24 protein-coding genes are annotated in these 26,422 nt (G+C 66.8%); 14 read left to right on the top strand and 10 right to left on the bottom strand.

What is annotated here, in order from left to right; translation table 11 throughout:
• Positions 1-20 precede the first annotated feature (20 nt).
• Both BVG12_RS04520 and BVG12_RS04515 read left to right on the top strand, forming a co-directional pair.
• Entirely contained in the window at positions 21-1,553 is a 1,533-nt protein-coding gene (locus tag BVG12_RS04520; RefSeq protein ID WP_083684560.1) for an alpha-L-fucosidase, read from the top strand.
• Between the two features lies 1 nt (position 1,554).
• Positions 1,555-3,492 carry a glycoside hydrolase family 97 protein gene (locus tag BVG12_RS04515; RefSeq protein WP_083684557.1) on the top strand — a complete coding sequence of 646 codons (1,938 nt, stop codon included), beginning with the start codon at positions 1,555-1,557 and terminating at the stop codon, positions 3,490-3,492.
• Between the two features lies 1 nt (position 3,493).
• On the opposite strand, the gene glf is transcribed toward BVG12_RS04515, so the two are convergent.
• From glf to BVG12_RS04500, 3 genes are all read right to left on the bottom strand, one after another.
• Positions 3,494-4,648, bottom strand: a complete 1,155-nt coding sequence (gene glf, locus BVG12_RS04510) for a UDP-galactopyranose mutase (RefSeq protein WP_075791368.1) — start codon at positions 4,646-4,648, stop codon at positions 3,494-3,496.
• Between the two features lie 284 nt (positions 4,649-4,932).
• Positions 4,933-5,259 (bottom strand): KGG domain-containing protein, encoded by a 327-nt coding sequence (locus tag BVG12_RS04505; protein ID WP_075791367.1) that lies wholly within the window; start codon positions 5,257-5,259, stop codon positions 4,933-4,935.
• A 172-nt stretch (positions 5,260-5,431) separates the two neighbouring features.
• Positions 5,432-6,556: a mechanosensitive ion channel family protein gene (locus tag BVG12_RS04500; RefSeq protein WP_075791366.1), complete on the bottom strand. Its 1,125-nt coding sequence runs from the start codon at positions 6,554-6,556 to the stop codon at positions 5,432-5,434.
• A 134-nt stretch (positions 6,557-6,690) separates the two neighbouring features.
• Here BVG12_RS04500 and BVG12_RS33375 point away from each other — a divergent pair, with 134 nt between their 5' ends.
• Positions 6,691-10,374, top strand: a complete 3,684-nt coding sequence (locus tag BVG12_RS33375) for a response regulator (protein ID WP_083684554.1) — start codon at positions 6,691-6,693, stop codon at positions 10,372-10,374.
• On the top strand, positions 10,371-10,796 hold the full coding sequence (locus BVG12_RS04470) for an NUDIX hydrolase (protein WP_075791365.1): 426 nt from the start codon (positions 10,371-10,373) through the stop codon (positions 10,794-10,796). The genes BVG12_RS33375 and BVG12_RS04470 overlap by 4 nt, the downstream gene beginning before the upstream one ends.
• Here the strand turns inward: BVG12_RS04470 and BVG12_RS04465 are convergent.
• Positions 10,779-13,142 carry a PAS domain-containing hybrid sensor histidine kinase/response regulator gene (locus tag BVG12_RS04465; protein WP_229503971.1) on the bottom strand — a complete coding sequence of 788 codons (2,364 nt, stop codon included), beginning with the start codon at positions 13,140-13,142 and terminating at the stop codon, positions 10,779-10,781. The two genes, BVG12_RS04470 and BVG12_RS04465, sit on opposite strands and share 18 nt — an antisense overlap.
• Before the next feature lie 147 nt (positions 13,143-13,289).
• Between BVG12_RS04465 and BVG12_RS04460 the strand changes: the two genes are divergently transcribed.
• Positions 13,290-14,123, top strand: coding sequence for a phytanoyl-CoA dioxygenase family protein (locus BVG12_RS04460; RefSeq protein WP_075791364.1), 834 nt, complete (start codon positions 13,290-13,292; stop codon positions 14,121-14,123).
• On the opposite strand, the gene BVG12_RS04455 is transcribed toward BVG12_RS04460, so the two are convergent.
• The 4 genes from BVG12_RS04455 to BVG12_RS04440 form a co-directional block, all read right to left on the bottom strand.
• Positions 14,113-14,331 (bottom strand): hypothetical protein, encoded by a 219-nt coding sequence (locus BVG12_RS04455; RefSeq protein WP_075791363.1) that lies wholly within the window; start codon positions 14,329-14,331, stop codon positions 14,113-14,115. The two genes, BVG12_RS04460 and BVG12_RS04455, sit on opposite strands and share 11 nt — an antisense overlap.
• A gap of 63 nt (positions 14,332-14,394) precedes the next feature.
• Complete coding sequence (locus BVG12_RS04450) at positions 14,395-14,688, bottom strand: DUF5985 family protein (protein ID WP_075791362.1); 294 nt, start codon at positions 14,686-14,688, stop codon at positions 14,395-14,397.
• 1 nt (position 14,689) lies between these two features.
• On the bottom strand, positions 14,690-14,950 hold the full coding sequence (locus BVG12_RS04445; RefSeq protein WP_229503801.1) for a DUF5985 family protein: 261 nt from the start codon (positions 14,948-14,950) through the stop codon (positions 14,690-14,692).
• On the bottom strand, positions 14,947-15,339 hold the full coding sequence (locus tag BVG12_RS04440) for a hypothetical protein (RefSeq protein WP_075791360.1): 393 nt from the start codon (positions 15,337-15,339) through the stop codon (positions 14,947-14,949). Before BVG12_RS04440 ends, BVG12_RS04445 begins: the two co-directional genes overlap by 4 nt.
• A 177-nt stretch (positions 15,340-15,516) precedes the next feature.
• Between BVG12_RS04440 and BVG12_RS04435 the strand changes: the two genes are divergently transcribed.
• From BVG12_RS04435 to BVG12_RS04425, 3 genes are all read left to right on the top strand, one after another.
• A complete protein-coding gene (locus BVG12_RS04435) occupies positions 15,517-16,374 on the top strand; it encodes a DNA/RNA non-specific endonuclease (protein ID WP_075791359.1) in 858 nt (285 codons plus the stop codon).
• 28 nt (positions 16,375-16,402) lie between these two features.
• Complete coding sequence (locus BVG12_RS04430; protein ID WP_075791358.1) at positions 16,403-16,660, top strand: hypothetical protein; 258 nt, start codon at positions 16,403-16,405, stop codon at positions 16,658-16,660.
• 257 nt (positions 16,661-16,917) lie between these two features.
• Positions 16,918-19,155 carry a general stress protein gene (locus BVG12_RS04425; RefSeq protein ID WP_156895545.1) on the top strand — a complete coding sequence of 746 codons (2,238 nt, stop codon included), beginning with the start codon at positions 16,918-16,920 and terminating at the stop codon, positions 19,153-19,155.
• 112 nt (positions 19,156-19,267) lie between these two features.
• Here BVG12_RS04425 and BVG12_RS04420 read toward each other — a convergent pair whose 3' ends face one another.
• Together BVG12_RS04420 and BVG12_RS04415 are read right to left on the bottom strand one after the other, a co-directional pair.
• Entirely contained in the window at positions 19,268-20,179 is a 912-nt protein-coding gene (locus tag BVG12_RS04420; RefSeq protein ID WP_083684551.1) for a GGDEF domain-containing protein, read from the bottom strand.
• 185 nt (positions 20,180-20,364) lie between these two features.
• A complete protein-coding gene (locus BVG12_RS04415; protein WP_075791355.1) occupies positions 20,365-20,850 on the bottom strand; it encodes a hypothetical protein in 486 nt (161 codons plus the stop codon).
• 202 nt (positions 20,851-21,052) lie between these two features.
• On the opposite strand from BVG12_RS04415, the gene queE reads away from it, so the two are divergent.
• From queE to BVG12_RS04380, 6 genes are all read left to right on the top strand, one after another.
• On the top strand, positions 21,053-21,688 hold the full coding sequence (gene queE, locus BVG12_RS04405) for a 7-carboxy-7-deazaguanine synthase (RefSeq protein ID WP_075791353.1): 636 nt from the start codon (positions 21,053-21,055) through the stop codon (positions 21,686-21,688).
• Between the two features lie 5 nt (positions 21,689-21,693).
• Positions 21,694-22,140: a 6-carboxytetrahydropterin synthase QueD gene (queD, locus tag BVG12_RS04400; protein WP_075791352.1), complete on the top strand. Its 447-nt coding sequence runs from the start codon at positions 21,694-21,696 to the stop codon at positions 22,138-22,140.
• On the top strand, positions 22,133-22,615 hold the full coding sequence (tadA, locus tag BVG12_RS04395) for a tRNA adenosine(34) deaminase TadA (RefSeq protein WP_075791351.1): 483 nt from the start codon (positions 22,133-22,135) through the stop codon (positions 22,613-22,615). The genes queD and tadA overlap by 8 nt, the downstream gene beginning before the upstream one ends.
• Before the next feature lie 161 nt (positions 22,616-22,776).
• Positions 22,777-23,712: an alpha/beta fold hydrolase gene (locus BVG12_RS04390; RefSeq protein WP_075791350.1), complete on the top strand. Its 936-nt coding sequence runs from the start codon at positions 22,777-22,779 to the stop codon at positions 23,710-23,712.
• Positions 23,709-24,626, top strand: a complete 918-nt coding sequence (gene ldcA, locus BVG12_RS04385) for a muramoyltetrapeptide carboxypeptidase (RefSeq protein ID WP_075791349.1) — start codon at positions 23,709-23,711, stop codon at positions 24,624-24,626. The genes BVG12_RS04390 and ldcA overlap by 4 nt, the downstream gene beginning before the upstream one ends.
• A gap of 64 nt (positions 24,627-24,690) precedes the next feature.
• On the top strand, positions 24,691-26,292 hold the full coding sequence (locus BVG12_RS04380; protein ID WP_075791348.1) for an ABC-F family ATPase: 1,602 nt from the start codon (positions 24,691-24,693) through the stop codon (positions 26,290-26,292).
• Positions 26,293-26,422: the final 130 nt, after the last annotated feature.

The raw sequence follows: 26,422 nt of genomic DNA, 5'->3' as shown, positions 1-26,422 counted from the left end.
TTAAAAACCGAGGAGACCCGATGTTGCGTCACACCCTGACTTCCACGTTGGCCCTGTGCGGCCTGTTCACCTGTTCGCTGGCACCCGCGGCCGAGCCGGCCGGCGCGCCCGTGAAACTCACCCGCGTCGCGGGCCCGTTCAGCGCGGACCCGGCCTCGCTGGAGAAGTACGAGACCCCGGAATGGTTCCGCGACGCCAAGTTCGGCATCTGGTCCCACTGGGGACCGCAGGCGGTGCCGCGTGCCGGCGACTGGTACGCGCGCAATATGTACGTCTACGGCACGCCGCAGTACGAGCATCACCTCAAGACGTACGGCCACCCGACCAAGTCGGGCTACAAGGACATCATCCCGCTGTGGAAGGCCGAGAAGTTCGATCCGGACGCGTTGATGGCGCTGTACGTCAAGGCCGGCGCGAAGTATTTCGTCAGCATGGGCGTCCACCACGACAATTTCGACCTGTGGGATTCGAAGTACCACCGCTGGAACGCCGTCAAGATGGGACCGCACCGCGACATCGTCGGCGACTGGCAGAAGGCGGCCGTCAAGGCCGGCCTGCGTTTCGGCGTGTCCGAGCACCTGGGCGCGAGCTACGGCTGGTTCGGCACGAGCCATGGGCACGATGAGGTCTTCCCGCACCTTGGCAAGCCCTATGACGGCGCCGATCCGCAGTACGCCGACCTGTACCACCCGAAACACGATGAGCTCTTCGGCGGCGGGCCGATGTGGTACACCAAGAACACCGCGTTTCACCAGGAATGGTACAACCGCGTGACCGACCTCGTGACGCGCTACAAGCCGGACCTGCTGTACACCGACGGCGGCATCCCGTTCGGTGCGACGGGCAGGACCATGGTCGCCAATTTCTACAACGCGAACATCAAGACGCACGGCAAGCTGGAAGCCGTGTACAACCACAAGGACATCGGCTCCGGCGAATTTCTCTGCAAGGCCGGCGTGCAGGACGTCGAACGCGGCGTCATGAAGGGTATCCAGCCGCTGCCGTGGCAGACCGATACCTCGATGGGCGACTGGTTCTACAGCGAGGGCTACAAGTACAAGACGACGCGGGACGTCGTGTATATGCTGGCGGACATCGTCAGCAAGAACGGCAACCTGCTCCTCAACGTGGTGCAGTATCCGGACGGCAGCCTGCCGCCCGAGTCGCGTCAATTCCTCGACGAGATGGCGGCCTGGATCAAGGTCAACGGCGAAGCCATCTACGGGACGCGGCCCTGGACGACGTTCGGCGAAGGCCCGACCAACCTCGAGGCCGGCGCCTTCAAGGAAAACGCCGCCTACACGGCGAGCGACATCCGCTTCACCACGAAGGGCGGGGCGCTGTACGCCATCACGCTGGGCGAGCCGAAGGGGCAGGTGCGCATCGCGTCGCTCGGCGCGCAGGCCGGACTGGAGACGCGGCCCGTCAAGTCGGTGTCGCTCGTGGGCGCAAGCGAGCCGGTGCGCTGGAGGCAGCAGGACGACGCGCTCGTGATCGAATTGCCGGCGAACCTGCCGACGGCAATCGCATCCAGCTTCAAGATCGGATTCTGACATGAACATACGATTGCATACGCTGGCGGCAGCGGTGCTGGCCGCCTCGAGCGGGGCCGCGTGCGCGGCGCCCGCGGGACAAGTCACGGTGACGTCGCCGGACGGCCGGGCCGCGATCAGGATCGCACGGGATGGCGGCAGCTACGCCGTGACGCGTGGCTCCGAAACGGTGATCGCAACCTCGCCCCTGGGCCTCGAATTCGACGGCGCGCCCGAGTTCGGCGCCCTCGCATTGGAAAAAGTCACCCGGACGGCCACGGACCGCGAGATTCCCCTGGTTGCCACGAAAACGTCCGCCGCGCGCGACCATTACCGCGCCGCGACGCTGGTGTTCCGCGACCGCGCCGACCGCACGCGCCGCCTGCTCGTCGACGTGCGCGCCTACGACGACGGCGTCGCATTCCGCTACCGCATCGATGGCGACGCGCCGGTCCGCCTGCGCGGCGAAAAGACGGCCTTCGTGCCGGCCGGCGATCCGGTTTGCCTGATCTCGGTCGTGGATGGCGCGCACGAAGTGCCGTTCACGCGCCAGAAAGTGTCCCAGCTGCGCGATAACCAGGGCTACGACGTTCCGGTCGTATGCACCACGCCGTCGGGCCGGACCGCCTATGCGATCACCCAGTCGCAGCTCGAAGGGTACACGGGCGCGTCGCTGTGGCGCGAAGGCACTGGCCTGCGCGTGCATCTGTCCGGGGCGCCGGGGCAGGCCGCGGCGGGCCGCGCCGCGCCCGTGTACGAGTCGCGCGCCGGGCTGCGGACGGCCTGGCGCGTCGTGATGCTGGGCAACCGGGCCGGCGACCTGATCGCATCGAACCTGGTCGGGAACCTGAACCCGCCGCCGCAGGGCGATTTCAGCTGGGTCAAGCCCGGCAAGGCCGCCTGGGACTGGTGGTCGGGCCCGTTGGCCGGCATGAAGCCGGACATGGCCGCCTACCGCCGCTTCATCGACTTCGCCGCCGCATCCGGGTTCCCGTATTACCTGATCGACGCCGGCTGGGCGCTGGGCAGCAGCGGGTGCTGCGAGGCGCTGCCGACGACGGACATCACCCGCGCCGCCGAGGGCATCGACATGCCCGCCCTGGTGCAGTACGCGGCGGAGAAGGGCGTCGGGCTGATCCTGTGGGCCCACTGGGAACATGTGCGGAACCGCATGGACGAGGTGCTCGACACGTACGCGCGCTGGGGCATCAAGGGCGTCAAGATCGACTTCATGAACCGCGACGACCAGGAGGTCGTCGACTTCTACCACCGTGTCGCGGCCGCCACGGCCCGGCGCCATCTGCTGCTGGACCTGCACGGCGCCTACGTCCCGGCCGGCCTGCAGCGCACGTATCCGAACTTCATCACGCAGGAAGGTGTGATGGGCGCCGAGTGGAACAAGATGCAGAAGAAGGTCACGCCCGAGCACAACCTGATGCTGCCCTACACGCGCATGCTGGCCGGTCCGATCGATTACACGCCGGGCGGTTTCCGCAACGGCACACCCGCGACCTTTCAGGTGCGCGACGTGCTGCCGTTCACCCAGAACAGCCGCAGCCAGGAGCTGGCGAAGTACGTGGTGTACGACAGTCCGCTGCAAATGGTGTCGGACGACCCGGACGCGTATCGCGATGCCGAAGGCTTCGATTTCATCCGCCGCGTGCCGACCGCCTGGGACGAGACGCGTTTTCTGTCCGGCGAACCGGGCCGGGACATCGTGCTCGCACGCCGCCTCGGCAACGACTGGTATGTCGGCGCGATGTCGGCGGATGACGCCGCGACCACGAAGCAGGTCAGGCTGGGCTTCCTGCCGGCCGGCCGTTACAAGGCCACGATCTGGGAAGACGGCGCCACGCCGAACAACGTCAAGGTGCGCGACATAGAGGTCACGGCGCGCGACGCCCTGACGCTGCAACTGGCGGCGGCGGGCGGCGCGGCGGTGATCATCGAGCCACGCTGATTCAAGCCAGCGGATCGATCGCGAACGCGGGCATCGGCACGTTCTCGCGCGCGGCCTCGAGGAATTTGTCCGAGGTCTGCAGGGCCTCGTGGATCGTCACGTCCATGTCGAGGTAGCGGTACGTGCCGAGACGGCCCACGAACGTGACGTTCGTCTCGGTGCGCGCCAGGTTCACGTATTTTTCCAGCTGGGCCTTTTCGCGCGCCTGGCGGATCGGGTAGTACGGCGTATCGTTTTCCTCGCACTGGCGGCTGTATTCCATGTAGCAGACCGTGCGCTCGTGCTGTTCCCACGGCGAAAAATGCTTGTGTTCGGTGATGCGGGTATAGGATTTCGAATCGTCGCAGTAATTGATGACGGCATTGCCCTGATAATCGCCGACGTCGCGGAACACTTCGAAATCCAGCGTGCGGTAGGGCAGGCGGCCTTCCACGTGATTGAACCACGCGTCGATCGGGCCGCTGTAGAACACGTGGTCGTAGTCGGACTTGGACGCCGGATCGAAACGCGTGCTCAGGTGCACGGTGATGCCCGGTACCTTGAGGACGTTTTCCACCAGCGCCGTATAGCCGTCCGCGGGCATGCCCTGGTATTTGTGGTTGAAGTAGTTGTCGTCGTAATTGAAGCGCACGGGCAGGCGTTTCAGGATGCTCGCCGGCAGTTCGCTCGGATGCAGGCCCCACTGCTTCATGGTATAGGTCTTGAAGAACGCTTCGTACAGCTCGCGGCCGACGAAGCGCAGCGCCTGTTCCTCGAACGTCGTCGGGTTCTCGATCGATTTGTCGCCCAGCGACTGGATGAATGCCTGCGCTTCCGCCGGGCGGAACGTCTTGCCGAAGAACTGGTTGATCGTCAGCAGGTTGATCGGCAGGGTGAACACGCGATTGTTCGTGATCGCCTTCACGCGATTCACATAGGGCTTGAACTCGGCGAAGCGGTTCACGAATTCCCAAGCCCGTTCGTTATCGGTGTGAAAAATGTGCGGACCATAGACGTGGACCATGACCCCGGTTTCGCTGTCACGTTCCGAATGGCAATTGCCCGCGATATGGTCGCGCGCCTCGAAGATCTCGACGTTGTAGCCTGCGTGGGCCAACTGGTTGGCGATGACAGCTCCGGAAAATCCAGCACCGACAATGGCGATATTTTTTTTCATTCGTTAATCCTGTTCGATAGTGATCTCTGCCGTCGCGGCGGACCCACAGTTCCGCGGTAAATGCCGTAATGACTTACGGTTACAGAACAATAGGAATGTGAAATATAGTGCCAAAAATATATCACCCCTCGACCGTTTTGCCCCGCACAATTGGATGTGCACGAAGATAAGGCGCACTCGTCAATGCGATGGCGGCAGCGCACGAACGGATTTTCAGGACGCGTCACGAAAATAAAAAAACCGCCGGCCGTAGCCAGCGGTTTGCGGTCGACAAGACGCCTGGATCAGCGTTTGTTGTCGTTCTTGTGACTCTGCGAGCCGGCCTTGGCATGCTGCTCCGGCGTGCCGCCGCGGGTGCTGTTGCCGCTCTGCTGGCTGCCGCCGCCCTGGCTCTGCTGGCTGCCGCCGTCGTTCTTGTGGCTCATCGAGCCGGCACGGCGTGCCTCTTCCGACGTGAACTCGTGGGCGTTGCCCGAAGCGTGGGCAGCCTTGCCGCCTTCCGAGGCGATTTCGCGCTGCTTCTGCGGGTCCATCGATGCGAAACCGCGGTTGCTGGTGTCGCCGCTCTGGTTGTTGCCCTTGTTACCGCCTTGTTGGTTGTTCGATGCCATGATCGTTCTCCTTGAGTTGGTTACGTGCAATGTAATCCCCCTGCCGGATCAGCGTCTCACGACGTCCGATCGGGAAGAGGTGAAACCATGGTAAGGCGCACGTTATGCATGAGGAATAGGACTGGTTATAGCTGGCTTGTAGGATGAGTCTGGCTAATGCATTGCAACAAATCTAGTGAAAGGACGGCCCCGGCGGCGGAGCCGCGTCGCCGCCACGGCGGAAGCTGTCGGCCAGCTTGGGATCGGCGAGGCGCACGATCGACAGCGGATGCGCGAACTCGATGCCCTCCTGCTGGAAGCGCCGGTAGATCTCCAAGAAGATGTCCTGCTGCGCATCCATGTGCAGGATGTAGTCGGGGCTCCGGTAGTGGTACACGACCTCGAAGTCGAGCGACCATTGCCCCCAGCTGAAGAAGTGGGCCCGTTCGAAATCGATATTCGGTTTGCTCGCGACGATGTCGCGGATGATGTGCGGGATGCGGCACAGCAGTTCCTCGGGCATGCCGTACGCCACGCGCAGCACGAACGCCACCCGCCGCGTCTGCATGCGCTTGTGGTTGTGGATGCGGCTTTTCAGCAGTTCGCCGTTCGAGAACACGACCTGTTCGCCGCCGAGCCCGCGCACGCGCGTCGTCTTGAGGCCGATGTGCTCGACGGAGCCGAGCACGTCGCCGACGATGATGAAATCGCCGACCTCGAACGGCTTGTCCAGCATGATCGAGAGCGACGCGAACAGGTCGCCCAGGATGTTCTGCGTCGCGAGCGCGACGGCCACGCCGCCGATGCCCAGGCTGGCGACCAGCGTCGTGATATTGATCCCGAAATTGTCGAGGATCATCAAGGTGACGACCACCCACAGCAGCAGCCGCGAGATGAAGCACAGCACGCTGCTGGACGCGCGCCGTTCGCCGTCGACGGGACCGATGCTGAACTGGTCGCGCCAGGCGCGCAGCCCCGTGTCGCCCCAGATGGCCGCCTGCAGCAGCAGCGACGCGATCGCGATGCGCGTGACGAACTTGTCCTGCTTGTCCGTGAGGTCGAGGAAGGTGCTGCCGAAGTACATCGCGAACACGACGATGAACAACAGATAGGTTTGCGACAACATCCGCGTGACGAAGTCGTCCAGCCGGGTGCCCGTGCGGCGCGACAGTGTCTCCATGCGGCGCAGCACGAAGGCGCGCACGAACACCATGCCGATGGCGGTGCCGGCCGTCACCGCCAATGCCGCCGCCCATGCTTCGAAAGGATTGTTAAGGAAGGAAAACTGCCCTGTCCGGGACAGGAAGGGAAACGTCATCAAAACAAACTCCAGTTCCGCCGAAAGCCAGCCGCTAGTTTGGAGGCGGGCGGCGTCAGGCCGCGCACAATTGACTTTCAGCAGGGGCCGGAATACATTGCATTATTTGCATCAATTCTTTCGCCAGACAACTGATGGCCTCCGACCAGACCACCAAGATCCTGCTCGTCGATGACCAGCCGGCCAACCTGGCGGTGCTGGAAGCCATCCTGGCGGACCTGGGCCAGGCGCTCGTGTCGGTGACGTCGGGCGAAGCCGCCTTGCGCGAAGTGCTCGCCCGCGATTTCGCCGTCGTGCTGCTGGACGTGCGGATGCCGACGATGAACGGTTTCGAGCTGGCCGAGCTGATCCGCGAGCATCCGCGAACGCACAGCCTGCCCATCATCTTTCTCACCGCCGGCGACGCCGACGAATTCCCGCTCGAGCGCGCGTACGCGCTGGGCGCGGTCGACTACCTCACCAAACCCTTCAATCCCGTGGTCCTGCGCGCCAAGGTCGCCGTCTTCATCGACCTGTACCGCAAGAACGCGGAACTGGCGCGCATCGAGGAAGAACGCCACCGCGCCCAGCTGCGCTCGCGCGACACAAGGCTGCGCCTCATTCTCGACAACATCCGCGACTATGCCTTCATCGGCACCGACGTCGACCGCGTCGTGACCGAATGGGAAGGCGGCGCCGCCGCGATCACGGGGTGGGACCCCGGCAGCGTGATCGGCCGCAGCGCCGACCTGCTGTTCACGCCGGACGACATGGCGCACGGCCAGCCCGAGCAGGAGGCCCGGCGCGCCCTCGACCACGGCCGCGCCGAGGACCGCCGCTGGCACGTGCGGCGCGACGGCACGCGCTTCTTCGCCGACGGGGTGATGGTGCCGCTGCGCGACGAGGCGGGCGTCCACGTCGGCTTCGCCAAGATCATCCGCGACGCCACGACGGAAAAGCTGGCTGCCGAGCGCCTGGCCGAGAGCGAGCAGCGGCTGGAAGAGAGCCGGCGCCAGGCCGAGGCCGAGCGCGAACGCCTGCTGCGCGAGCTGCAGGCGGCCAGCGACCGCATGCGCGACATCTTCCACCGCGCGCCCGCCATCATGTGCGTGATGAGCGGCCCGGAGCACGTGATCGAGATGGCCAACCAGCGCTACCTGGAACTGGCCGCCAACCGGCCGCTCGCGCAGCGGCCCGTGCGTGCCGCGCTGCCGGAACTGGCGGGGCAGGGCTTCATCGACGTGCTCGACCGCGTCTACGGCAGCGGCGAGGCTATCGAAGGCCATAATGTCCGCCTGCTTCTGCAAGGCCGGGACGACGATGCGCACCCCGGACTGGAAGAGCACTTCCTCGACTTCGTCTGCATGGCGTTGCGCGACCCGGACGGCAGCATCTCGGGCGTGCTGCTGCACGGCGTCGACGTGACGGAGCGGACGCGCGCCAACCTGCTCGCCATCGGCCAGCGCGGCGCGCTGGAGCTGGCCGTCACCGACGCGCCGCTGGGCGACGTGCTCGACGTGCTGGCGCGCACGGCGGAAGACTACAGCGGCGGTGCGGCCCTCGCGTCCGTGCAGCTGGCCGCGCCCGACGGCCGCCTGCACCACGCGGCGGCGCCGTCGCTGCCCGCCGACTTCCAGCATGCGATCGACGCGGTGCCCATCGGCCCGGTGGCCGGCGCGGCGGGCAGTGCCGCGTGGCGCGGCGAGCCGATCGTCAGCGCCGACATCGACGCCGACCCGCTGTGGCGGCAGCACCTGGCGCCCGCGCAGGCGCACGGGCTGCGCGCGGCGCGTGCGCTGCCGATACTGGCCCCGTCCGGGGCCGTCCTCGGCACGTTCACCCTGTACTACCGCGAACGGCGCCTGCCCGGCCCGCAGGAAGAAGCGGCGCTGGCGCTGCTCGCCAACACGGCCTCGCTCGTGATCGGCCAGCGCCACGAGGCCGCCGAACGCCAGGCGGCCGAACACCGCTCGCGCGCGATCCTGGAGAGCATGAGCGACGGCTTCATCGCCCTCGATCCGGCGTGGCGCATCACGTACGCGAACGGCGCCGCGGAAGCCGTCACGGGAAGGCAGCGCGCGGAACTGGTCGGGGCGCAGTTCTGGGACCTGTTCGCGCGCATGCGCGGCACCCCGCAGGAGCAAGCGCTGCGGCGCACGGCTCAAGAACGCACGCGCAGCCGCATCGAAGCCTACGACGACGCCCAGAACCGCTGGTTCGAGATCAACTCGTTTCCGATGGAGGCGTCGGGCGCCGACGCCGGCGGGCTCGCGCTGTACTTCCGCGACGAGACCGACCGCCGCCGGGCCGAGGAGGGTATCCACCGCCTGGCCGCGGTGGCGGAGCAGTCGTCCGACTTCATCGGCATCTTCACGCCCGATGACGGCGGCATCTATCTGAACCCGGCAGGGTGCCGCATGGCCGGCCTCGACGCCCGCACCAATATCGCGGCCTGGCGCATGATCGACTTCTTTCCGCGCGAAGACCGGCCGTTCGTGCGCGACCACGTGATGGCGGCGCTCACGGGGAGCGCGGCCCAGTGGGAAGGCGAACTGCGGCTCGACCAGCCCGACGGGCGCGAACCGATCCCCGTCTATTTCAAGGGCTTCGCGGTGCGCGACGCGGACGGCCACAACATCGGCCTCGCGACGATCACGCGCGACATCACGGCGCAAAAGCGGTCCGAGGACGAGCTGCGCCGCGTCGCGGCCGACCTGTCGGAAGCGGACCACCGCAAGAGCGAATTCCTCGCGACGCTGGCGCACGAGCTGCGCAACCCGCTGGCGCCGATCCGGACGGGCCTGGACCTGCTGCGCATGGCGCCGCGCGACGCGGAGGCCACGGCGCGCGTGCACGCGATGATGGACCGCCAGCTGGGGCACCTGATCCACCTCGTCGACGACCTGCTGGACATCGCCCGCATCACGCGCGGCAAGATCGAACTCAAACGGGAAGCCGTCGACCTCAAGGTGATCGTGCAGATGGCGCTGGAGACGAGCGCCGCGCTGATCGAGAGCCACGGCCACCGGCTCGACGTCGACCTGCCGGCCGAGCCGCTGCCGCTGGAGGCGGACGTCACGCGCATGGTGCAGGTGCTGTCGAATCTCCTCAACAACGCCGCCAAGTACACACCGGCCGGCGGCCGCGTCCTGCTGACGGCGTGGCGCGAGGACGGGCACGCCGCCGTCGCCGTGTCCGACACGGGCATCGGCATCCCGCCTGACGCGATCGGTTCCGTCTTCGAAATGTTCACGCAGGTGCGCGGCAGCCTCGATCGGGCCCAGGGTGGGCTGGGCATCGGGCTGTCGCTCGTGCGCCGCCTCGTCGAACTGCACGGCGGCCGCGTCAGCGCGTTTTCCGCCGGACGCGGCCACGGCAGCACTTTCACCGTACGCCTGCCGCTGCATCCGGGTTCGCCGCACGCCCGTCCGGCCGGCACGGCCGCCGCCGCCCCGCAAGCGCCGACGGCGTTGCGCGTGCTCGTGGTCGACGACAATGCCGATGCGGCCGACAGCCTCGTCGCGCTGCTGGAAGCGCTCGGCCACACGACGTGGGTCGCGCGCGACGGACCGCGCGGCCTGCAGACGGCGCTCGACGTGCACCCGGACCTCGTGCTGCTCGACATCGGCCTGCCCGGCATGAGCGGTTATGAAGTGGCGCGCGCGATCCGCAAGAGCCAGGGCGTGCGCCAGATCGTGCTCATCGCGCTGACGGGGTGGGGCGCCCAGAGCGACCAGGCGCAGTCGCACGAGGCGGGCTTCGACCAGCATTTGACCAAGCCGGTCAGCCTGGAGGCGCTGGAACAGGCGCTGGCCGCGGCCGCGCGCACGCTGCGATGAAGACCGTCGCCGTCTCCTGCGGCACCCTCGTCGTCGACGCCGGGGGCCGCCTGTTGCTGGGCCACGTGACGCATACGCCGCGCTGGGACATCCCGAAAGGCTTGCAGGACCCGGGGGAATTGCTGCTGGAAGCGGCCATGCGCGAGCTGCGGGAAGAGACGGGGCTGGCGTTCGCGCCGGAGGCGTTCCGCGACCTGGGCCGCTTCGACTACCGCCGCGACAAGGCGCTGCACCTGTTCCGGGTGGACGTGGGCGCGTCCATGCCGGACCTGACCCACCTGAACTGCACGAGCATGTATGCCCACCACGTCACGGGCGCGCCGACGCCCGAGATGGATGCCTGGCGCTGGGCCACGCGCGACGAGGTCGCAACGCTATGCTGGCCGCGCATGGCGGCGCGCCTGCTAGCGATCGGCTGGTGAGCGCCCGCCGCGCACCGCGACGGCGCGCAGCACCGATTCGATCGCCGCGATCGTCGCCGGCTTGGTGAGATGGGCATCGAATCCGGCCTGCGCGGTGCGCGCCCGGTCGTCGGCGCCGCCCCAGCCGGTGAGCGCGACGAGCATGATGCCGTCGTGGCGCGGTTCCTGGCGCACGGCCCGGGCGACTTCGTAGCCGGACAGGCCGCGCATGCCGATGTCGAGGAAGACGGCGTTCGGATGCAGGCCGTCCAGCATGCGCAGCGCCTGATGGCCGTCGTGCGCCACCACGACGTCGTGGCCCATGACGGACAACAGCGCGGCCAGCGTATCGGCCGCGTCGCGGTTGTCGTCCACGACCAGCAGGCGCAGGGCGGCAATGGCGCCCGCGTCGGGATCGAGCGCCTGCGGCGCGGCATTCTCGTCCGCGCCGCGCCGGGCCAGCGGCAGGCGCACTGTGAAGACGCTGCCCGTACCCGACCCCGCGCTCGCCGCCTGGATCGTCCCGCCGTGCAGTTCGACGAGGCTCTTCACGAGCGACAGCCCGATGCCCAGTCCGCCCGGCACGTGGCGCGCGGCGTGGGCCGCCTGGGTGAACATCCGGAAGACCTCGTGAATCGATTCGGACGGGATGCCGATGCCGTTGTCCGATACCGCGATCAGCGCCTGGTCGCCGTCGCGTTCCGCGGCCAGCACGATGTGACCGCCGCGCGGGGTGTACTTGGCCGCGTTGTTCAGCAGGTTGCTGACGACCTGCGTGATGCGCGTGGCGTCCGCGTACAAGGTCAGGGGCTCGTGCGGCAGGCGCACGTCGAGCCGGTGGCGCGCGGCCTCGATCAGCGGCAGGCTCGTCTCCACCGCCGAGTTCAGCACGTCGGCGAGCGCGACCAGCGCCGGCTTGAGCTCGACCTGGCCGCGCGTGATGCGGGCCACGTCGAGCAGGTCGTCGACGAGGTGCACGAGATGGTCCAGCTGGCGGTCCATGATGTCCTGCACGCGCGCCAGGGCGGCCGGATCGGAGCGCGCCCTGCGCATCAGCTGCAGGCCGCTGCGGATCGGCGCCAGCGGGTTGCGCAGCTCGTGCGCGAGCGTGGCGAGGAATTCGGTCTTGCGGCGGTCCTGCGCGGCCAGGTCGTCGGCGAGGCGGCGCAATTCGACTTCCGTGCGGCGGCGCTGCGTGATGTCGGTGAACAGTACGACCACCTTGCGGCTGCCCACGGGCCCGACGCGCGCCGCGACCACGTCGTACCAGCGCCCGAGCTGCGCGGCCTCGTCGACGAAATGGACCGGTTCGCCCGTGGCCGCGACCTTGCCGTAGACCTCGAGCCAGCGCGGCTGGTGGTCCGGCGCCATCGACCGCATGGTGCGCCCGACGGCGTCCTCGAGCCCGGTGGCCCGGACGAATGCCGGGTTGACCTCGAGGAAGCGGTAGTCGCACGGGCGGCCAACCGCGTCGTACAGCATTTCGATGACGCACACGCCCTGGTCGATGGCCTCGAACAGCGTACGGTAACGCTCCTCGCTGGCCTGCAGCTGCTCTTCGGTTTGTTTGCGCAGCGAGGCATCGATCACGACGCCCCGCATCATCCCGCGCGCGCCGGCGGCGCGGTCCAGCTGGCCGCGCGCCAGGACCCAGCGCCAGGCCCCGACCGGCGTGCGGACGCGGAACGTGGCCTCGTACCGCGCCCCCGATTCCATCGCGCGGCCGAGCAGCGCCTGCGTGGGCGGCACGTCGTCCGGATGGATGACGGCGAAGTACGCCGCCAGGTCCACGCCGGCCGCGTCCTCGGGGCGCAGTCCGAACATCTCGATCATGCGGGCATCCGCGCTGACCCGGCCGCTGGCGATGTCGAGCGACCACACGGCCACCTCGGCGGCGGCGATGGTGGCTTCGAGGCGCGCACGGGTATCCTGCAGCGCGGCTTCGGCCCGGCGCCGCTCGGCCGCCGTCGCATACGCTTCCAGGAAGAAGCGCGCCTTGGCCTTCAGGATCGGGATCGAGACCGGCTCGTGCAGCACGGCGAGCGCGCCGGCATCGTACAGCGACTCGAGCGTGAACGTGGGCGCCGCGGGGATGCCGTGCGCGATCACGGGCGTGTGCGGCAGCGCGGCGCGCAGGCGGCGGACGCTGTCGAACAGCGCCGCGGCATCGCCGGAATAACCGGCCAGGACGAGCGCGAAGCCCGGTACGTCGTCGCCATGTCCGGTATGCGCGAGCGCCTCGTCGAGCGTACGGGCGCGCACGAGGTCATAGCCCATCTCGGCGGCCACGGTGCCGACGGCGGGATCGGACACGGGACGGTCGCACAGGAACAGCACCCGTCCCTGCATCGTCACCGCGGAATGCATGCGCAAGATGGTAAATTCATCGTGCTTCGACTGTAGAAGTTGCGCGCCCGGCTGTCAACTGCTCAGCGGACAGCCGGGCGCCGCCCGCCGTGGAAGATCGGTAGGATGTGCCCGCGAGGGCGGGAAAAACCCCGCAAGGAGAACAGCATGCAAGTATCGAACGAGGGCGCCGGTTACGAGGTGGGCGCCATCATGGGTGGCCTGTACGGCGACGGTATCATCGCCTGCAAGGGCGCCTTCAGCGCGGCCTGGGTCGCGCAGGTCAAGGAAGACATCGAAACCCTGTTCGCCGAGGCGCGCGCGCGGCCGAACGGGGCGCTGGAACGCGGCCCGTGCCGCTACTACGTGGAGGTGCATCCGGAGCGGCTGCGCGGCTTCGTCGACCTGGCGACGCATCCGTGGGTCGTCGCCGTGTGCCGGGCCGTGCTGGGGCCGGACTACAAGATCGTGGAAGTGGGCTTCGACATTCCGTTCCCGGGCGCCATGCACCAGCCGTGGCACCGCGACTTCCCGTCGCCGCCCGAGACGCTCGTCGGGCGCCGCCTGAATTCGCTCGCCTTCAACCTCACGACGGTCGATGTGACGGAAGAGATCGGCCCGTTCGAGATCGCGCCGGGCACGCAATGGGACGATCTCACCGGCGGCGACCTGATGTTCCCCGATAAATCGCTGTACCCGCGCTACGAGGCGCGCGCCCAGCGCAAGCTGCCGCAAGTGGGCGACATCTCGGCGCGGTCGGCCCTGACGATCCACCGCGGCACGGCCAACCGCAGCCGGCAATCGCGGCCCGTGCTCGTGCTGGGCGTCGACGCGCCGGACGGCCGCAACGCCGAGAAGCACGACCTGCAGGTGACGCAAGGTTACTGGGATGCGCTGCCGGCCGAGGTGCGTGACCACCTGCGCTGCCGCATCGTGCCGGCGCTGGAAAACATCGAGCAGGCCCACACGATCGAGGGCCTGCGCATGGGCGTTACGGCTTAGGGATGTCCTTCGGCGCCTTGCCCACGCGGCGCAGCTGATCCGACTGCTGGTCGAGGTTCACTTCCTCGGCCACGTCGTAGCGGCCGTCCTCGGTGTCGTCGTCCGGCAGCAGGTTTTCCGAGCGGTCGTGCGCGCGCTGCGAAGGCCCCGGGTCGGCGCGCTGGATGTTCTGCGACGCCTCGTCCTTGCGTTTGTCCTGTTCCGTCATGCTGTCCTCCCGATAGTGGTGTGGCGGCCGATTATGGCGCAGGGCAGGGCGGCCAGGCGCACGCTAACGGTCGTCGGCGCCCTGCGCGCGGCGCGCCGGCAGGTTCTTTTCCAGGATCGCCCACAGGATGAGGCCATAGGCCAGCAACCGCACCAGGTAGTGCAGCGGCGAGTCCTCGTTGTCGTCGAAGGTGAGCGCGGACACGATCCGGTGCACGCCTTCGATGCCGAACGACAGCGCGAAGTACAGGAAGAAGCGGTCGCGCGAACTGCGCCAGAAACGCAGGAAGAACAGCGCGATGACGAACGAGGCCATCGCGATGGCGCCGGCGAACAGGTCGCTCAATTCATTTTGCATATCATTCCTTCTCGTAGATCAGGCCGTACAGCAGCAGCAGCACGGACACGAGGGCCGACACCTGCCGCACGGGCAACAGGTAGACGTCGGGGAACACGACCTTGTCCAGCACCAGGAACACGTTATTCACGGTCATCGCCACGAACGAGGCGCCGCTCCAGAACAGGAGGCGGTGCCCGGTGCGCCGGTAGCTGCCCAGCAGCAGCCACGCGCAGGCGAGCGACGTCAGGGTGCACAGCGCATAAATGGTAATCGCCATCATGAATCCTTTCGCCATTTGAAGGCGTCCGCAAATTGCTGGGCCTTGCGGTCGAGGGATGAGTGGATCAGGTGGGTGACTTCGACCAGGTGGGTCGCATACAGGTCGGCCAGTCGGTCGATGCGGTCGCGCAGGCCGGCGTCGGCCGGCGCATAGCGGTAGCCGCCGGCGCCGGCAGCGGGGCAGGCAACGGCGATCCTTGCCGTGCACAGCTCGGCCAGCAGGTCTTCCGCGGTCTTTTCGCGCACGTACAGCCGGCGCGCGAGCGTCTCGCGGCGCCATGCCTGGTCCGGATCGGCGCGCATCAGCAGCAGCGCTTCCAGGAAGGGGACCGAGGGAATGCTGGTCAGCACAAAGCGCCGGAGGTCCTCGGGTATGGAGGGCTTATCCATCGCCATTTAATTTGGACAAATGTACTTAACTTTTTGAAACCGGGATTCTATAGCATTCCAGTAGGAAATGCATGCGCGTGCGTGCAACCGTGCGCGGGTATGCAATATGAAAACGCATGAGGAAGCGCAAGCGCGCGTCGGCTAAAATGTCGCAATCTTTGATCTCGCCGACTCATCATGTTCAAGAAGTTGTTCACGCCAGCGCTTGTGCTCGCGTCCCTGTTGTCGCTGGGCGCCTGCCAGCGCGGATCCACGAACCCGCCGGCCGCGCAGCCGCATGCCGAAGCATCCAGCGGCGCCGGCGCGCCGCGGCCGCAATCGTGCGCCGACCATTTCGTCGACGGCCAGGCGCCGCGCATCACGAATCCCAAGCTGGACAAGGCCACGGAAACGCTGTGCTTCAATGTGTTCAGCGTGCTGCACTCCGGCATTACGCGCACGCCGCTGTGGTCGGCCGAACACCTGCAGGCGCAGAATATCGCCGCGGCGCAGGAATTGTCGCGCGAAAACTCCTTCCATCCAGAGCCGCGCCTGCCCTCGAACGAGCGCGCGGAACTGGCGGACTATGCGCGCAGCGGCTACGACCGCGGGCACATGGCGCCGAACGGCGACATGCCGGACCGCGACAGCCAGCGCGACAGCTTCAGTCTCGCCAACATCGTGCCGCAGGACGGCGAGAACAACCGCAACCTGTGGGCGGGCATCGAGGGCGCCGTGCGCAGGATGGCGAAGAAGGAGGGCGACCTGTACGTCGTGACCGGGCCGGCCTTCCTCGGCTCGGACCTGAAGAAGATCGGCAACGTGCTCGTCCCGACCCATTTGTATAAACTCGTGTACAGCCCGCGCCAGCGCGCCGGCGCCGCCTGGTTCGTCGAGAACACGGCGGACGCCAAGGCGAACGTGGTCCCGATCCCGGAACTCGAACGCATCATCGGCATCAACCTGCTGCCCGCGCTGTCCGACGCGGAGAAGGAGCGCGTGCTGGCGCTGCCGGAGATCCATGAGAAGCCGTCCCGCAGCCGTAATCGCCACTGAGCCACCAAGCGCCACTGAAGAGGAAACCATGAGCAGCACACCGAAATTCGCCCCGTACGACAACGAGGCCGACGTCGTCGAGGTCGGCAACCTGATGCTGGAGAACCGGCTCGACCGGATCACCGTCTCCGGCGACGTCGACCTCACGGCCGACAAGGACGGCCTGGCCAAGGCGCGCCTGCTGCACGACCTGCTGGGCCGCATCGTCGCCGGCCTGGAAGCGAAGGACTTGCCGGATCACCTGCCGCCGCCGGAGGTGCACAAGGTCGCCAATCCGTTCGGCTGACCGCAGCCGGAACGCGCGCACCGATGCATCGATCACACGGGCCGAGAGGCCCGTTTTTCATGGGTGCGCGGCTCGCGCGGAATGCATGAGTTGTACCCGGTCAATGGTGCGCGCAACGCAACCGCTTTGGAGTACTCTCGACTGGTACCGGCGCGAGGATCTCCACGCGGAAAACGTCATGCTCGGCGGCGAGCAGATCGGCGTGGCGCGCTTCGACAGGGCCGGCAACCTACCATAGACGCAAGCGGAGGAACATCATGCGACATACCCTAATAGCAGTCTTCGATAACCGAAGCGATGCCCAGAACGCCCTGGACGAATTGCTGGCATCGGGCTTCTCGCGCACCGATGCGAGCCTCTCCGGCGCCGATCCCACCGGCCAGTCCGACAGCGTCACCGGCAGCAACGAGCGGCTGGAGGGCGAGCACGAGGAAGGCATCGGCGCCTCCATCAAGCACTTCTTCACGGGCCTGTTCGGGTCCGACACGAACGAACACGCGATGAAGTACTCGTATGCCGTCACGCGCGGCCACCACGTCCTGACCCTCACCACGGAGTCGGAACCGGAAGTGGAGCGCGCCGCCGACATCATCGAGCGCTTCGGCCCCGTCGACATCGACGAACGCCACGACGAATGGACGCGCGGCGCGGGCACGCTCGGCACAGGCGCCTCGCCATCCGGCATGCAGCAGTCGGGCAGCATGTCGGCGCAATCCGGCGACATGGGGTCGTCGTCCGGCGCGGGGTCGTCGTCCGGTGGCTCGTACCAGGGCACGCCGCCGGGGACGGAGCCGGGCTCGCTGCAGTTCACGGGCCACGACGACCGCAACTTCTTCGGCACGCAGAACATCAACGATCCGGTCCCCAAGGGCCAGACCTACGAGGAACCGCTGGGCGCCTCGGAACAGTCGGGCGGGTCGATGGACAGCGCCACGGGCGGCAATACGCTGAGCGGCACGCAGAGCTCGGCGCAGAATCCGGCCACGGGCTCGTCGCTCCAGTCGTCGCAATCCGGCTCGCTGAACCAGAGCGGCTCCACGCTGCAAGGCACGGCGTCGATCCCCGGCTCGGACGACACGTCGCTGGGCGGCACCGCGCGGATGGGCAACCAGTCCGGCTCGCTGCAGCGCGATACGAGCCAGTCGGGCTCGCAGCAGCGCGACCTGGGTTCGCGCGGCAATGTGCGCGTGTTCTCGCATGACGCCGGCACGGGCGATACGTACGACGACGACTTCCGCAGCGACTGGCAGACGAATTACGCCAGCCTGGGCGGCAGCTACGACGACTATGCGCCGGCCTACCGCTTCGGCAGCGAGATGCGGCGCGGCGAGAAATACCGCGACCGTGACTGGACCGACGTCGAACAGACGCTGCGCACCGATTGGGAGGCCCGCCATCCGGGCGAGTCGACGTGGGACAAGTTCAAGGCCGCCGTGCGCCGCGGCTGGGACAAGATCACGCCGGACTCGGACGACCATTATCGCAGCCATTGGAACGATAACTATTCGAGCCTGGGCGGCAGCTACGACGACTACGAGCCGGCCTACCGCTACGGCACCGAGGTGCGCACGAGCGCCAAATACCGCGACCGCTCGTGGGACGAGGTCGAATCCGACCTGCGCACCGATTGGGAGGCCCGCCATCCGGGCGAATCGACGTGGGACAAGTTCAAGGCCGCCGTACGCCGCGGCTGGGACAAGATCACGCCGGACATCGACAACGACAGCTATTACCGCAGCCACTGGAACGCGAAGTACTCGAACGCGAACGACCGCTACGACGACTATCTGCCGGCCTACCGCTACGGCGACGAGGCGCGCCGCCTGCAGAAATACCGCAGCCGCCATTGGGACGATGCCGAGTCCGACCTCAAGGCCGACTGGGAATCGCGCTACACGACCGGCCCGTCCACGTGGGAGAAATTCAAGGACGCCGTGCGCCATGGCTGGAACAAGATCACGCCGGACGTCGACGAGTCGACCTATTACCACGAGCACTACGAATCGACCTATGCCGGCAGCGGGGCGGACTTCGACGACGTGGCGCCGGCCTACCGCTACGGCAACGAGATGCGCAATAGCGACACGTACCGCGACCGCTCGTGGGACGACGTCGAGGGCGACCTCAAGAAAGACTGGCACAGCAAGTACGGCGCGCATGACGAGCCGTCCGCCTGGGAACGCATCAAGGCGGCCGTCCGTCACGGCTGGGACAAGATGACGGGCGAGACCTCCGCCACGGACGACGACAGCTACTACCGCACCCACTGGACGAACACGTATTCGTCCAGCGGCACGAGCTTCGACGAGACGGCACCCGCCTACCGCTACGGCGCCCATATGCGCAGCGACGTCCGGTACCGCAACCGCGACTGGTCCGACGTCGAGAACGATCTGCGCGCCGACTGGGAGGCGCGCTACGGCAAGGATGGGGCGTCGACCTGGGAGAAGATGAAGGCGGCCGTGCGCCACGGCTGGGATCGGGCGACGCTGTAGTGCACCAACGTCGTTCCCGCGCAGGCGGAGCAGCCCGCGGGGCTGTCCGCCCGTGCTGAGCGTCCTGGCCAGCTCAGTATGCCCCCTCCGCTTTCGCGAGGACGACGAGGATTCAGGCCAGCTCGGTCAACGGCAGGCTGATCCGGTTCCTGCCCATGTGTTTGGCGCGGTACAACGCCGCGTCGGCGATGGCGACCAGTTCGCTGGCGCTGTTGTCCGGCGAGGCGATGGCGGTGGCGGCGCCGATCGACACCGTGACGCGCTGGCCGGGCGTCAGGCGGTTCGGCACCTGCAGCTGTTCGACGCGGGTGCGGATGCGCTCGGCCACGCTGGCCGCACCTTTCAAGGACTGGTTCGGCAGGATGACGGCGAATTCCTCGCCGCCGTAGCGGGCGACGAGGTCGTTCGCGCGCATTTCGCTGGCCACGGCCGTGGCGATGCGCTTGAGGCATTCGTCGCCGCCCAGGTGGCCGTTCGCGTCGTTATATGCTTTGAAATTGTCGACGTCCACCATCAGCAGGGACAGCGGCTGGCGCTGGCGCAACGCGCGCGTCCATTCTGCGTGCAGGGTCTCGTCGAAGCAGCGGCGGTTGGCCAGGCCCGTCAGGCCGTCGCGCGTGGCCAGCTGCTCGAGGGCGATTTGCGCGAGCTTTTCGTCCGTCATGTCGCGCAGCGTCTCGACGACGGCCGCCAGCCGGCCCCGGTCGTCGTAGATCGGGCTGGCGTCCGCCGCGAGGTAGCGCCGGCGGCCCACGCGCGGCATGTCGCACCAACTCTCGGCCGACAGGTGCTGCTCGTCGGGCAGTCCCTGGCGCGGCTGGATCCGGCCCGCTTCCCCGGCGCGGTCCTCGATCAGCAAGTCGGCGAGAGTCGGGCGGCGTTCCTCGAAAAAGCTGCGCCAATGGTCGCGCGTACCGATGGTCTCGCGGGCGGGCACGCCCGTCAGGCGTTCGCACGCGCGATTCCACAGCATCACGCGGGATGTCGTGTCCAGGACAAAGATGGGAATGGCCAGCGTCTCCATCAGCTGGTGGGAAAAGGCGCGATCCGAACCGGTCGCGCCCGAGGAATCGATGAGGCGCTGTATTGTTGTTGTGCTTGTCATGAGCCGTCCTTCGGTTCTGTTGAGCAATTACTTGCTGACGAGAATCGATTGTGCGCCGCGGACAATAGCGCCCATTGATCTTCAACAAGAGAGAGGAGCGGTGGTCACCCCGGCTCGGCAGCGTGCGGGGCGACGATGGCCTGGGCGACCCGGTCCACACGGGTACACAACAAATCGATGCGCGAGGCCAGCAACGGATCTTCGAGGGCATACTGGCGGCGCACCTGCAGCAGTTCGGATTGGATCGCGACGAGCTGCGCGAGCGGGTCGAGACTGCCGCGGCGGCCTTCCGCGCCGACCGTCAGCCGTCCCAGCAGCATGTCCGACTCGGCCAGCGCCTGGTCGGCCTGGCTGCGCGCTTTTTGTTCGCGGCACAGGGCCGCCTCCAGGCGCGCGATCCGGTCCTCGCTGCGCACGCGCCGGAACAGCGTGGCGAACGTGACCGCCATCGTGACGAGCACCAGCACGCCTACCTGCAACCGGTCGGGCAGGGCGAGCAGGCGGGCGTGGTCGGAGAAGCCGATCCACAGTCCCAGCAAGAGCAAGGCACCGAGCGAGGCGCGCAGCGACTGGAGCAGCACGGTTTTCATGTTGTTCTCCTCGACGAGGACTAGGATGACGCGGGTAGGAACTTTCCGTACTCAAAGGTACGACTTTCTGAACGACGCGTTTTTGCTCATGGTCAACTTTGCAGTCTCTGCAGCCACGGCGGTCAAAAACGGGGCCGCTTCTGCCGCCCTGGCTTGTCGCGGTATAATGGAAGGTTGACGCGAGCTTCCCCGGATCTTTACCGTGACTTACAGCATCAAAGAAATCTTCTACACCCTGCAGGGCGAGGGCGCCCATGCCGGCCGCCCGGCCGTATTCTGCCGCTTTTCCGGCTGCAATCTGTGGACGGGACGCGAAAGCGACCGTGCCACGGCCGTCTGCCAATTCTGCGACACGGATTTCGTCGGTACGGATGGCGAACGCGGCGGCAAGTTCAAGGACGCCGCCAGCCTGGCGGCCGAGATCGATGGTTTGTGGCCGGACACTTATCCGGCCAGCAAATACGTCGTGTTCACCGGCGGCGAACCGCTGCTGCAGCTGGACGGGGCGCTGATCGATGCCATGCATGCGGCCGGCTTCACGATCGCCATCGAAACGAACGGCACCTTGCCCGTCCCGCCCGGCGTGGACTGGATCTGCGTGAGCCCCAAGATGGGATCGACGCTGGTAGTCGGGAAAGGCAACGAGATCAAGGTCGTCATTCCGCAGACGGGCCAGGACTTGTCCGCCTATGAACACCTGGATTTCGACAATTTCTTCGTCCAGCCGATGGATGGTCCGCTGGCCCAGTTCAACACGCAACTGGCCATCGATACCTGCCGCCGCAACCCGAAGTGGAAGCTCAGCCTCCAGACCCATAAACTCCTGAATATCCCCTGAGCACAATGCTGACCATTACCCGCAAGCTGGAATTCGACGCCGGCCACCGCATTCCCGACCATAAAAGCCAGTGCCGTAACCTGCACGGCCACCGCTACACCCTGGAAATCACGCTGACGGGCGCCGTCATCGACGTCGAAGGCAATTCCGACAACGGGATGATCATGGACTTCTCGGACATCAAGGCGCTCGCCAAGGCGCACCTCGTCGATGTCTGGGACCACGCCTTCCTGGTCTACGAGAAGGACGAGGCGGTACGCGGCTTCCTGGCGAGCCTGCCGAACCACAAGACCGTCGTGATCGACCGCATCCCGACCGTCGAGAACCTCGCGCAAGTGGCGTGGAACATCCTCAAGGCCGCCTACAAGGACCGCTACGGCACCGGCCTGCGCCTGCAAAAACTCGTGCTGCACGAAACGCCGAACTGCTGGGCCGAAATCACGGATGTCTGACGCCGACGCCACCTATATGGGTCTGGCGCTGCAGGAAGCGCGCAAGGCCTGGGCGGCGGGCGAGGTGCCCGTGGGCGCCGTCGTCGTGCGCGACGGCGAAGTCGTCGCCGCCGGCTTCAACCAGCCCATCGGCCGCCACGATCCGACGGCGCACGCCGAGATCGTCGCCCTGCGCGCGGCTGCGGAAAAGCTCGGCAACTACCGGCTGCCGGGCTGCGAACTGTTTGTGACGCTCGAACCGTGCGCGATGTGCTCGGGCGCGATGATGCATGCGCGCCTGGCGCGCGTCGTGTATGCCGCGCCGGACCCGAAGACGGGCGTGTGCGGCTCCATCCTCGACCTGTTCGCGCTCGACCGGCTGAACCACCACACCGACGTCGTCGGCGGCGTGCTGGCGGAGGAAGCGAGCGCGATGCTGAAGGCATTCTTCGCCGAACGCCGCGCGGCCCGGCGCGCGCCGACGGCCCCGGATTGATCCCGCGCGTCTCGCCGACGCCACCGCTTTGCCGAAAATGGTATGCTGGTTTCACGCTGCTTCTGCTGCACCGCAGGGGAGCTCAGTGGAGTATTCCTTGGACCACATGATCACATTTCGGCACCCCTACCTGATCCGGTCGACCCGGTGCCGGCGACGCCATGCCTAGTCTGAACGCCAACGGGATCCGCATCGCCTTCGACACCGCGGGCGATCCGAAATCCGTGCCCCTGCTGCTGATTGCCGGCCTCGGCCTGCAACTGACGTCGTGGCCCGACGAATTCGTCGAGGGTCTCGCCGATCTGGGCTTTTACGTGATCCGTTTCGATAATCGCGACAGCGGCCTGTCCACCAAGTTCGAGCACGCGGGCACGCCCAGCCTCACGCTGGCGTGGCTGAAATCGGCGCTGCGCCTGCCTTTGCATCCGCCATACCGCCTGGAAGACATGGCGGACGACGCCATCGGCGTGCTGTCCGCGCTGGGCGTCGCGCGGGCGCACGTGGTCGGGATGTCGCTGGGCGCCATGATCGGCCAGCTGATGGCGGCCAAATTCCCATCGCGCGTGCTCAGCCTGACCTCGATCATGTCCACCAGCGGCCGCCGCGGCCTGCCGGGCCCGACACCGGCCGCCCGCCGCGCATTGCTGCGCCGCCCGCGCGGCTGGCACAACGCCGGCGACATCGACAGCGCCGTCGACTACAACGTCCAACTGCTGCAGGCGATCGGCAGCCCCGCGTATCCGACACCGGAAAAACACCTGCGCCGCCGCGTCGCCCGCGCGCTGCGCCGCAACTGCTGCCCGGGCGGCGTCGTGCGGCAGATGCTGGCCGTGACGGCCTCCGGCGACCGCACCCCGCAGCTGCAGACGATCGCCGCGCCCACGCTCGTGATCCACGGCGCCGCCGATCCGCTCGTGCCGCTCGCGTGCGGCGTCGACACCGCGCAGGCCATTCCCGGCGCCCGCCTCGAAGTCATCGAAGGCATGGGCCACGACCTGCCTACCCAGCTGCTGGAACGGCTCCTCGCCTTGATCGACGCCCATGCCCACGGTAAGATGGCGCCCGACTCGACTCCAAGGCTCTTCGTCAAACAGTGATCACTTCCAAACCGGGCGTTGCCCTCGTCGCGCCGGGCGGCTATGCGCCCGAGCCGGACGCCATCCCGCGCGGCATCGCGCGTCTCGAAGCCCAGGGCTTCCTGGTCCACAATTACTACAAGCACGAAGAACGCCACCAGCGCTTCGGCGCGACGGACGCCGAGCGCCTCGCCCAGCTGGAAGCGGCCGCGGCCGATCCGGACGTGCAGATCGTGATGGCCATCCGCGGCCAGTACGGCATGACCCGGCTGCTGCCCGACATCGACTTCGAACGCATGGCGGCCAGCGGCAAGATCTTCGTCGGTTACTCGGACATCACGGCCTTCCAGATGGGCCTGTACGCGAAGACGGGCGCGCTGAGCTATGCGGGCCCGATGTTCGCCGGCGACTTCGGCGCCGTCGAACCGGTCGACTTCACGCTGGACGATTTCTGGCGCTGCCTGGCCGGCCCCGTCCACACCGTGTCCGGCCACGGCGCCGCGAACCCGCGCCTGGATGTGACCGGCACCGTGTGGGGCGGCAATCTCGCGATGATCATGTCCGTGGTCGGCACGCCGTATTTCCCGCACATCGGCGGGGGCATCCTGTACCTGGAAGACATTGCCGAGCACCCGTACCGGGTCGAGCGCATGCTGCTGCAGCTGATGCATACGGGCGTCCTGGCGAAACAGCGGGCCGTGGTCCTGGGCGATTTTTCCGGCTACCGCCTTGCGCCCGCAGATAACGGCTATAACTTCGACGAAATGCTGACGTATGTGCGCGCGACATTGCCCGTGCCCGTGCTGACGGGGCTGGCGTTCGGCCATATCCCGCGCCGGGTGACGATTCCGTTCGGTGCCCGGGGGCGCCTGGAGTGCGACGGCGAGCAGTGGACGCTGACCATGTCCGGGTACCCGACACTTCAGCGCGCCTGACGCGGCCACTCCCGCAGTGGTAAAATGTGCGGTTAATCGAAAACCCACGCAATAAGGTTTCCCAGTGCTCAGTACAGCCAACATCACGATGCAGTTCGGCGCCAAGCCGCTGTTCGAAAACATTTCCGTCAAGTTCGGCGACGGCAACCGTTACGGCCTGATCGGCGCGAACGGCTGCGGCAAGTCGACCTTCATGAAGATCCTCGGCGGCGACCTCGAGCCGTCCGCCGGCAACGTCAGCCTCGACCCGAACGAGCGCCTCGGCAAACTCCGCCAGGACCAGTTCGCGTACGAAGACGTGCGCGTGCTCGACGTCGTCATGATGGGCCACACGGAACTGTGGAACGCCATCCAGGAACGCGACGCCATCTACGCGAATCCGGAAGCGACCGACGAGGATTACATGAAAGCCGCCGAACTGGAGGGCAAGGTCGCCGAATACGACGGCTACTCGGCCGAAGCGCGCGCCGGCGAACTGCTGCTGGGCCTGGGCATCTCTACCTCCCTGCACCAGGGCCCGATGAGCGCCGTGGCGCCGGGCTGGAAGCTGCGCGTGCTGCTGGCGCAGGCCCTGTTCTCGGATCCGGACATCCTGCTCCTCGACGAACCGACCAACAACCTGGACATCCACACGATCAGCTGGCTGGCGGACATGCTGAACCAGCGCAACTCGACGATGATCATCATCTCGCACGACCGCCACTTCCTGAACTCGGTCTGCACGCACGTCGCCGACATGGACTACGGCACGCTGAAGGTCTACCCGGGCAATTACGACGACTACATGGAAGCGTCGACGCAGGCCCGCAACCAGCAGTTGGCCAACAACGCGAAAGCGAAAGAAAAGGTCGCCGAGCTGCAGGACTTCGTGCGCCGCTTCTCGGCGAACAAGTCGAAGGCGCGCCAGGCCACGTCGCGCGCCAAGCAGATCGAAAAGATCAAGATCGAGGAATTCAAGCCGTCCTCGCGTGCCTATCCGTTCGTCCGCTTCGAAGGCGAAAAGAAGCTGCACCGCCTGGCCGTGGAGACGGAAGGCTTGTCGAAGTCCTACGACCGCCAGCTGTTCAAGGATTTCTCGATCATGGTCGAGGCCGGCGAGCGCATCGCGATCATCGGCGCCAACGGTGCCGGCAAGACCACCTTGCTGCGTTGCATCGGCAGCGCGCCGATCACGGGGCTGGACGCCGACACGGGCCGCGTGAAGTGGGCCGAGAACGCCAACCCGGGCTATATGCCGCAGGATCCGACGGAAGAGTTCGCTACCGACCTCAACCTGACCGACTGGATGGGCCAGTGGACGAAAGAGGGCGACGACGACCAGGCCGTGCGCTCCATCCTGGGCCGCCTGCTGTTCGGCGGCGACGAGGTCAAGAAGTCCGTGCGCGTGCTGTCCGGCGGCGAGAAGGGTCGCATGATGTACGGCAAGCTGATGCTGGGCCGTCACAACGTGCTGCTGCTCGACGAACCGACCAACCACATGGACATGGAATCGATCGAGTCGCTGAACATCGCGCTGGACAAATATGCCGGCACGCTGATCTTCGTCTCGCACGACCGCGAATTCGTGTCGTCGCTGGCGACCCGCATCCTCGAGATCAAGGAAGACCGCGTCATCGACTTCCAGGGCAATTACGAGGATTACCTGAAGAGCCAAGGCCTCGACTGATCTGATGTCGTGACGCGACACGTCATATCGCGTGATTCGTAGGGTGGGCTCTCCGAGCCCACGTGTGACGTTTGCAATTTGCTGACGTTACCCGTGGGCACAGGGTGACCACCCTACACTCTATAAAGGA

Source organism: Massilia putida (genome assembly GCF_001941825.1).
Taxonomy (GTDB): domain Bacteria; phylum Pseudomonadota; class Gammaproteobacteria; order Burkholderiales; family Burkholderiaceae_D; genus Telluria; species Telluria putida.
Note: the sequence above shows the minus strand (reverse complement) of the source record. Positions and strands in the feature narration are given on the sequence as shown.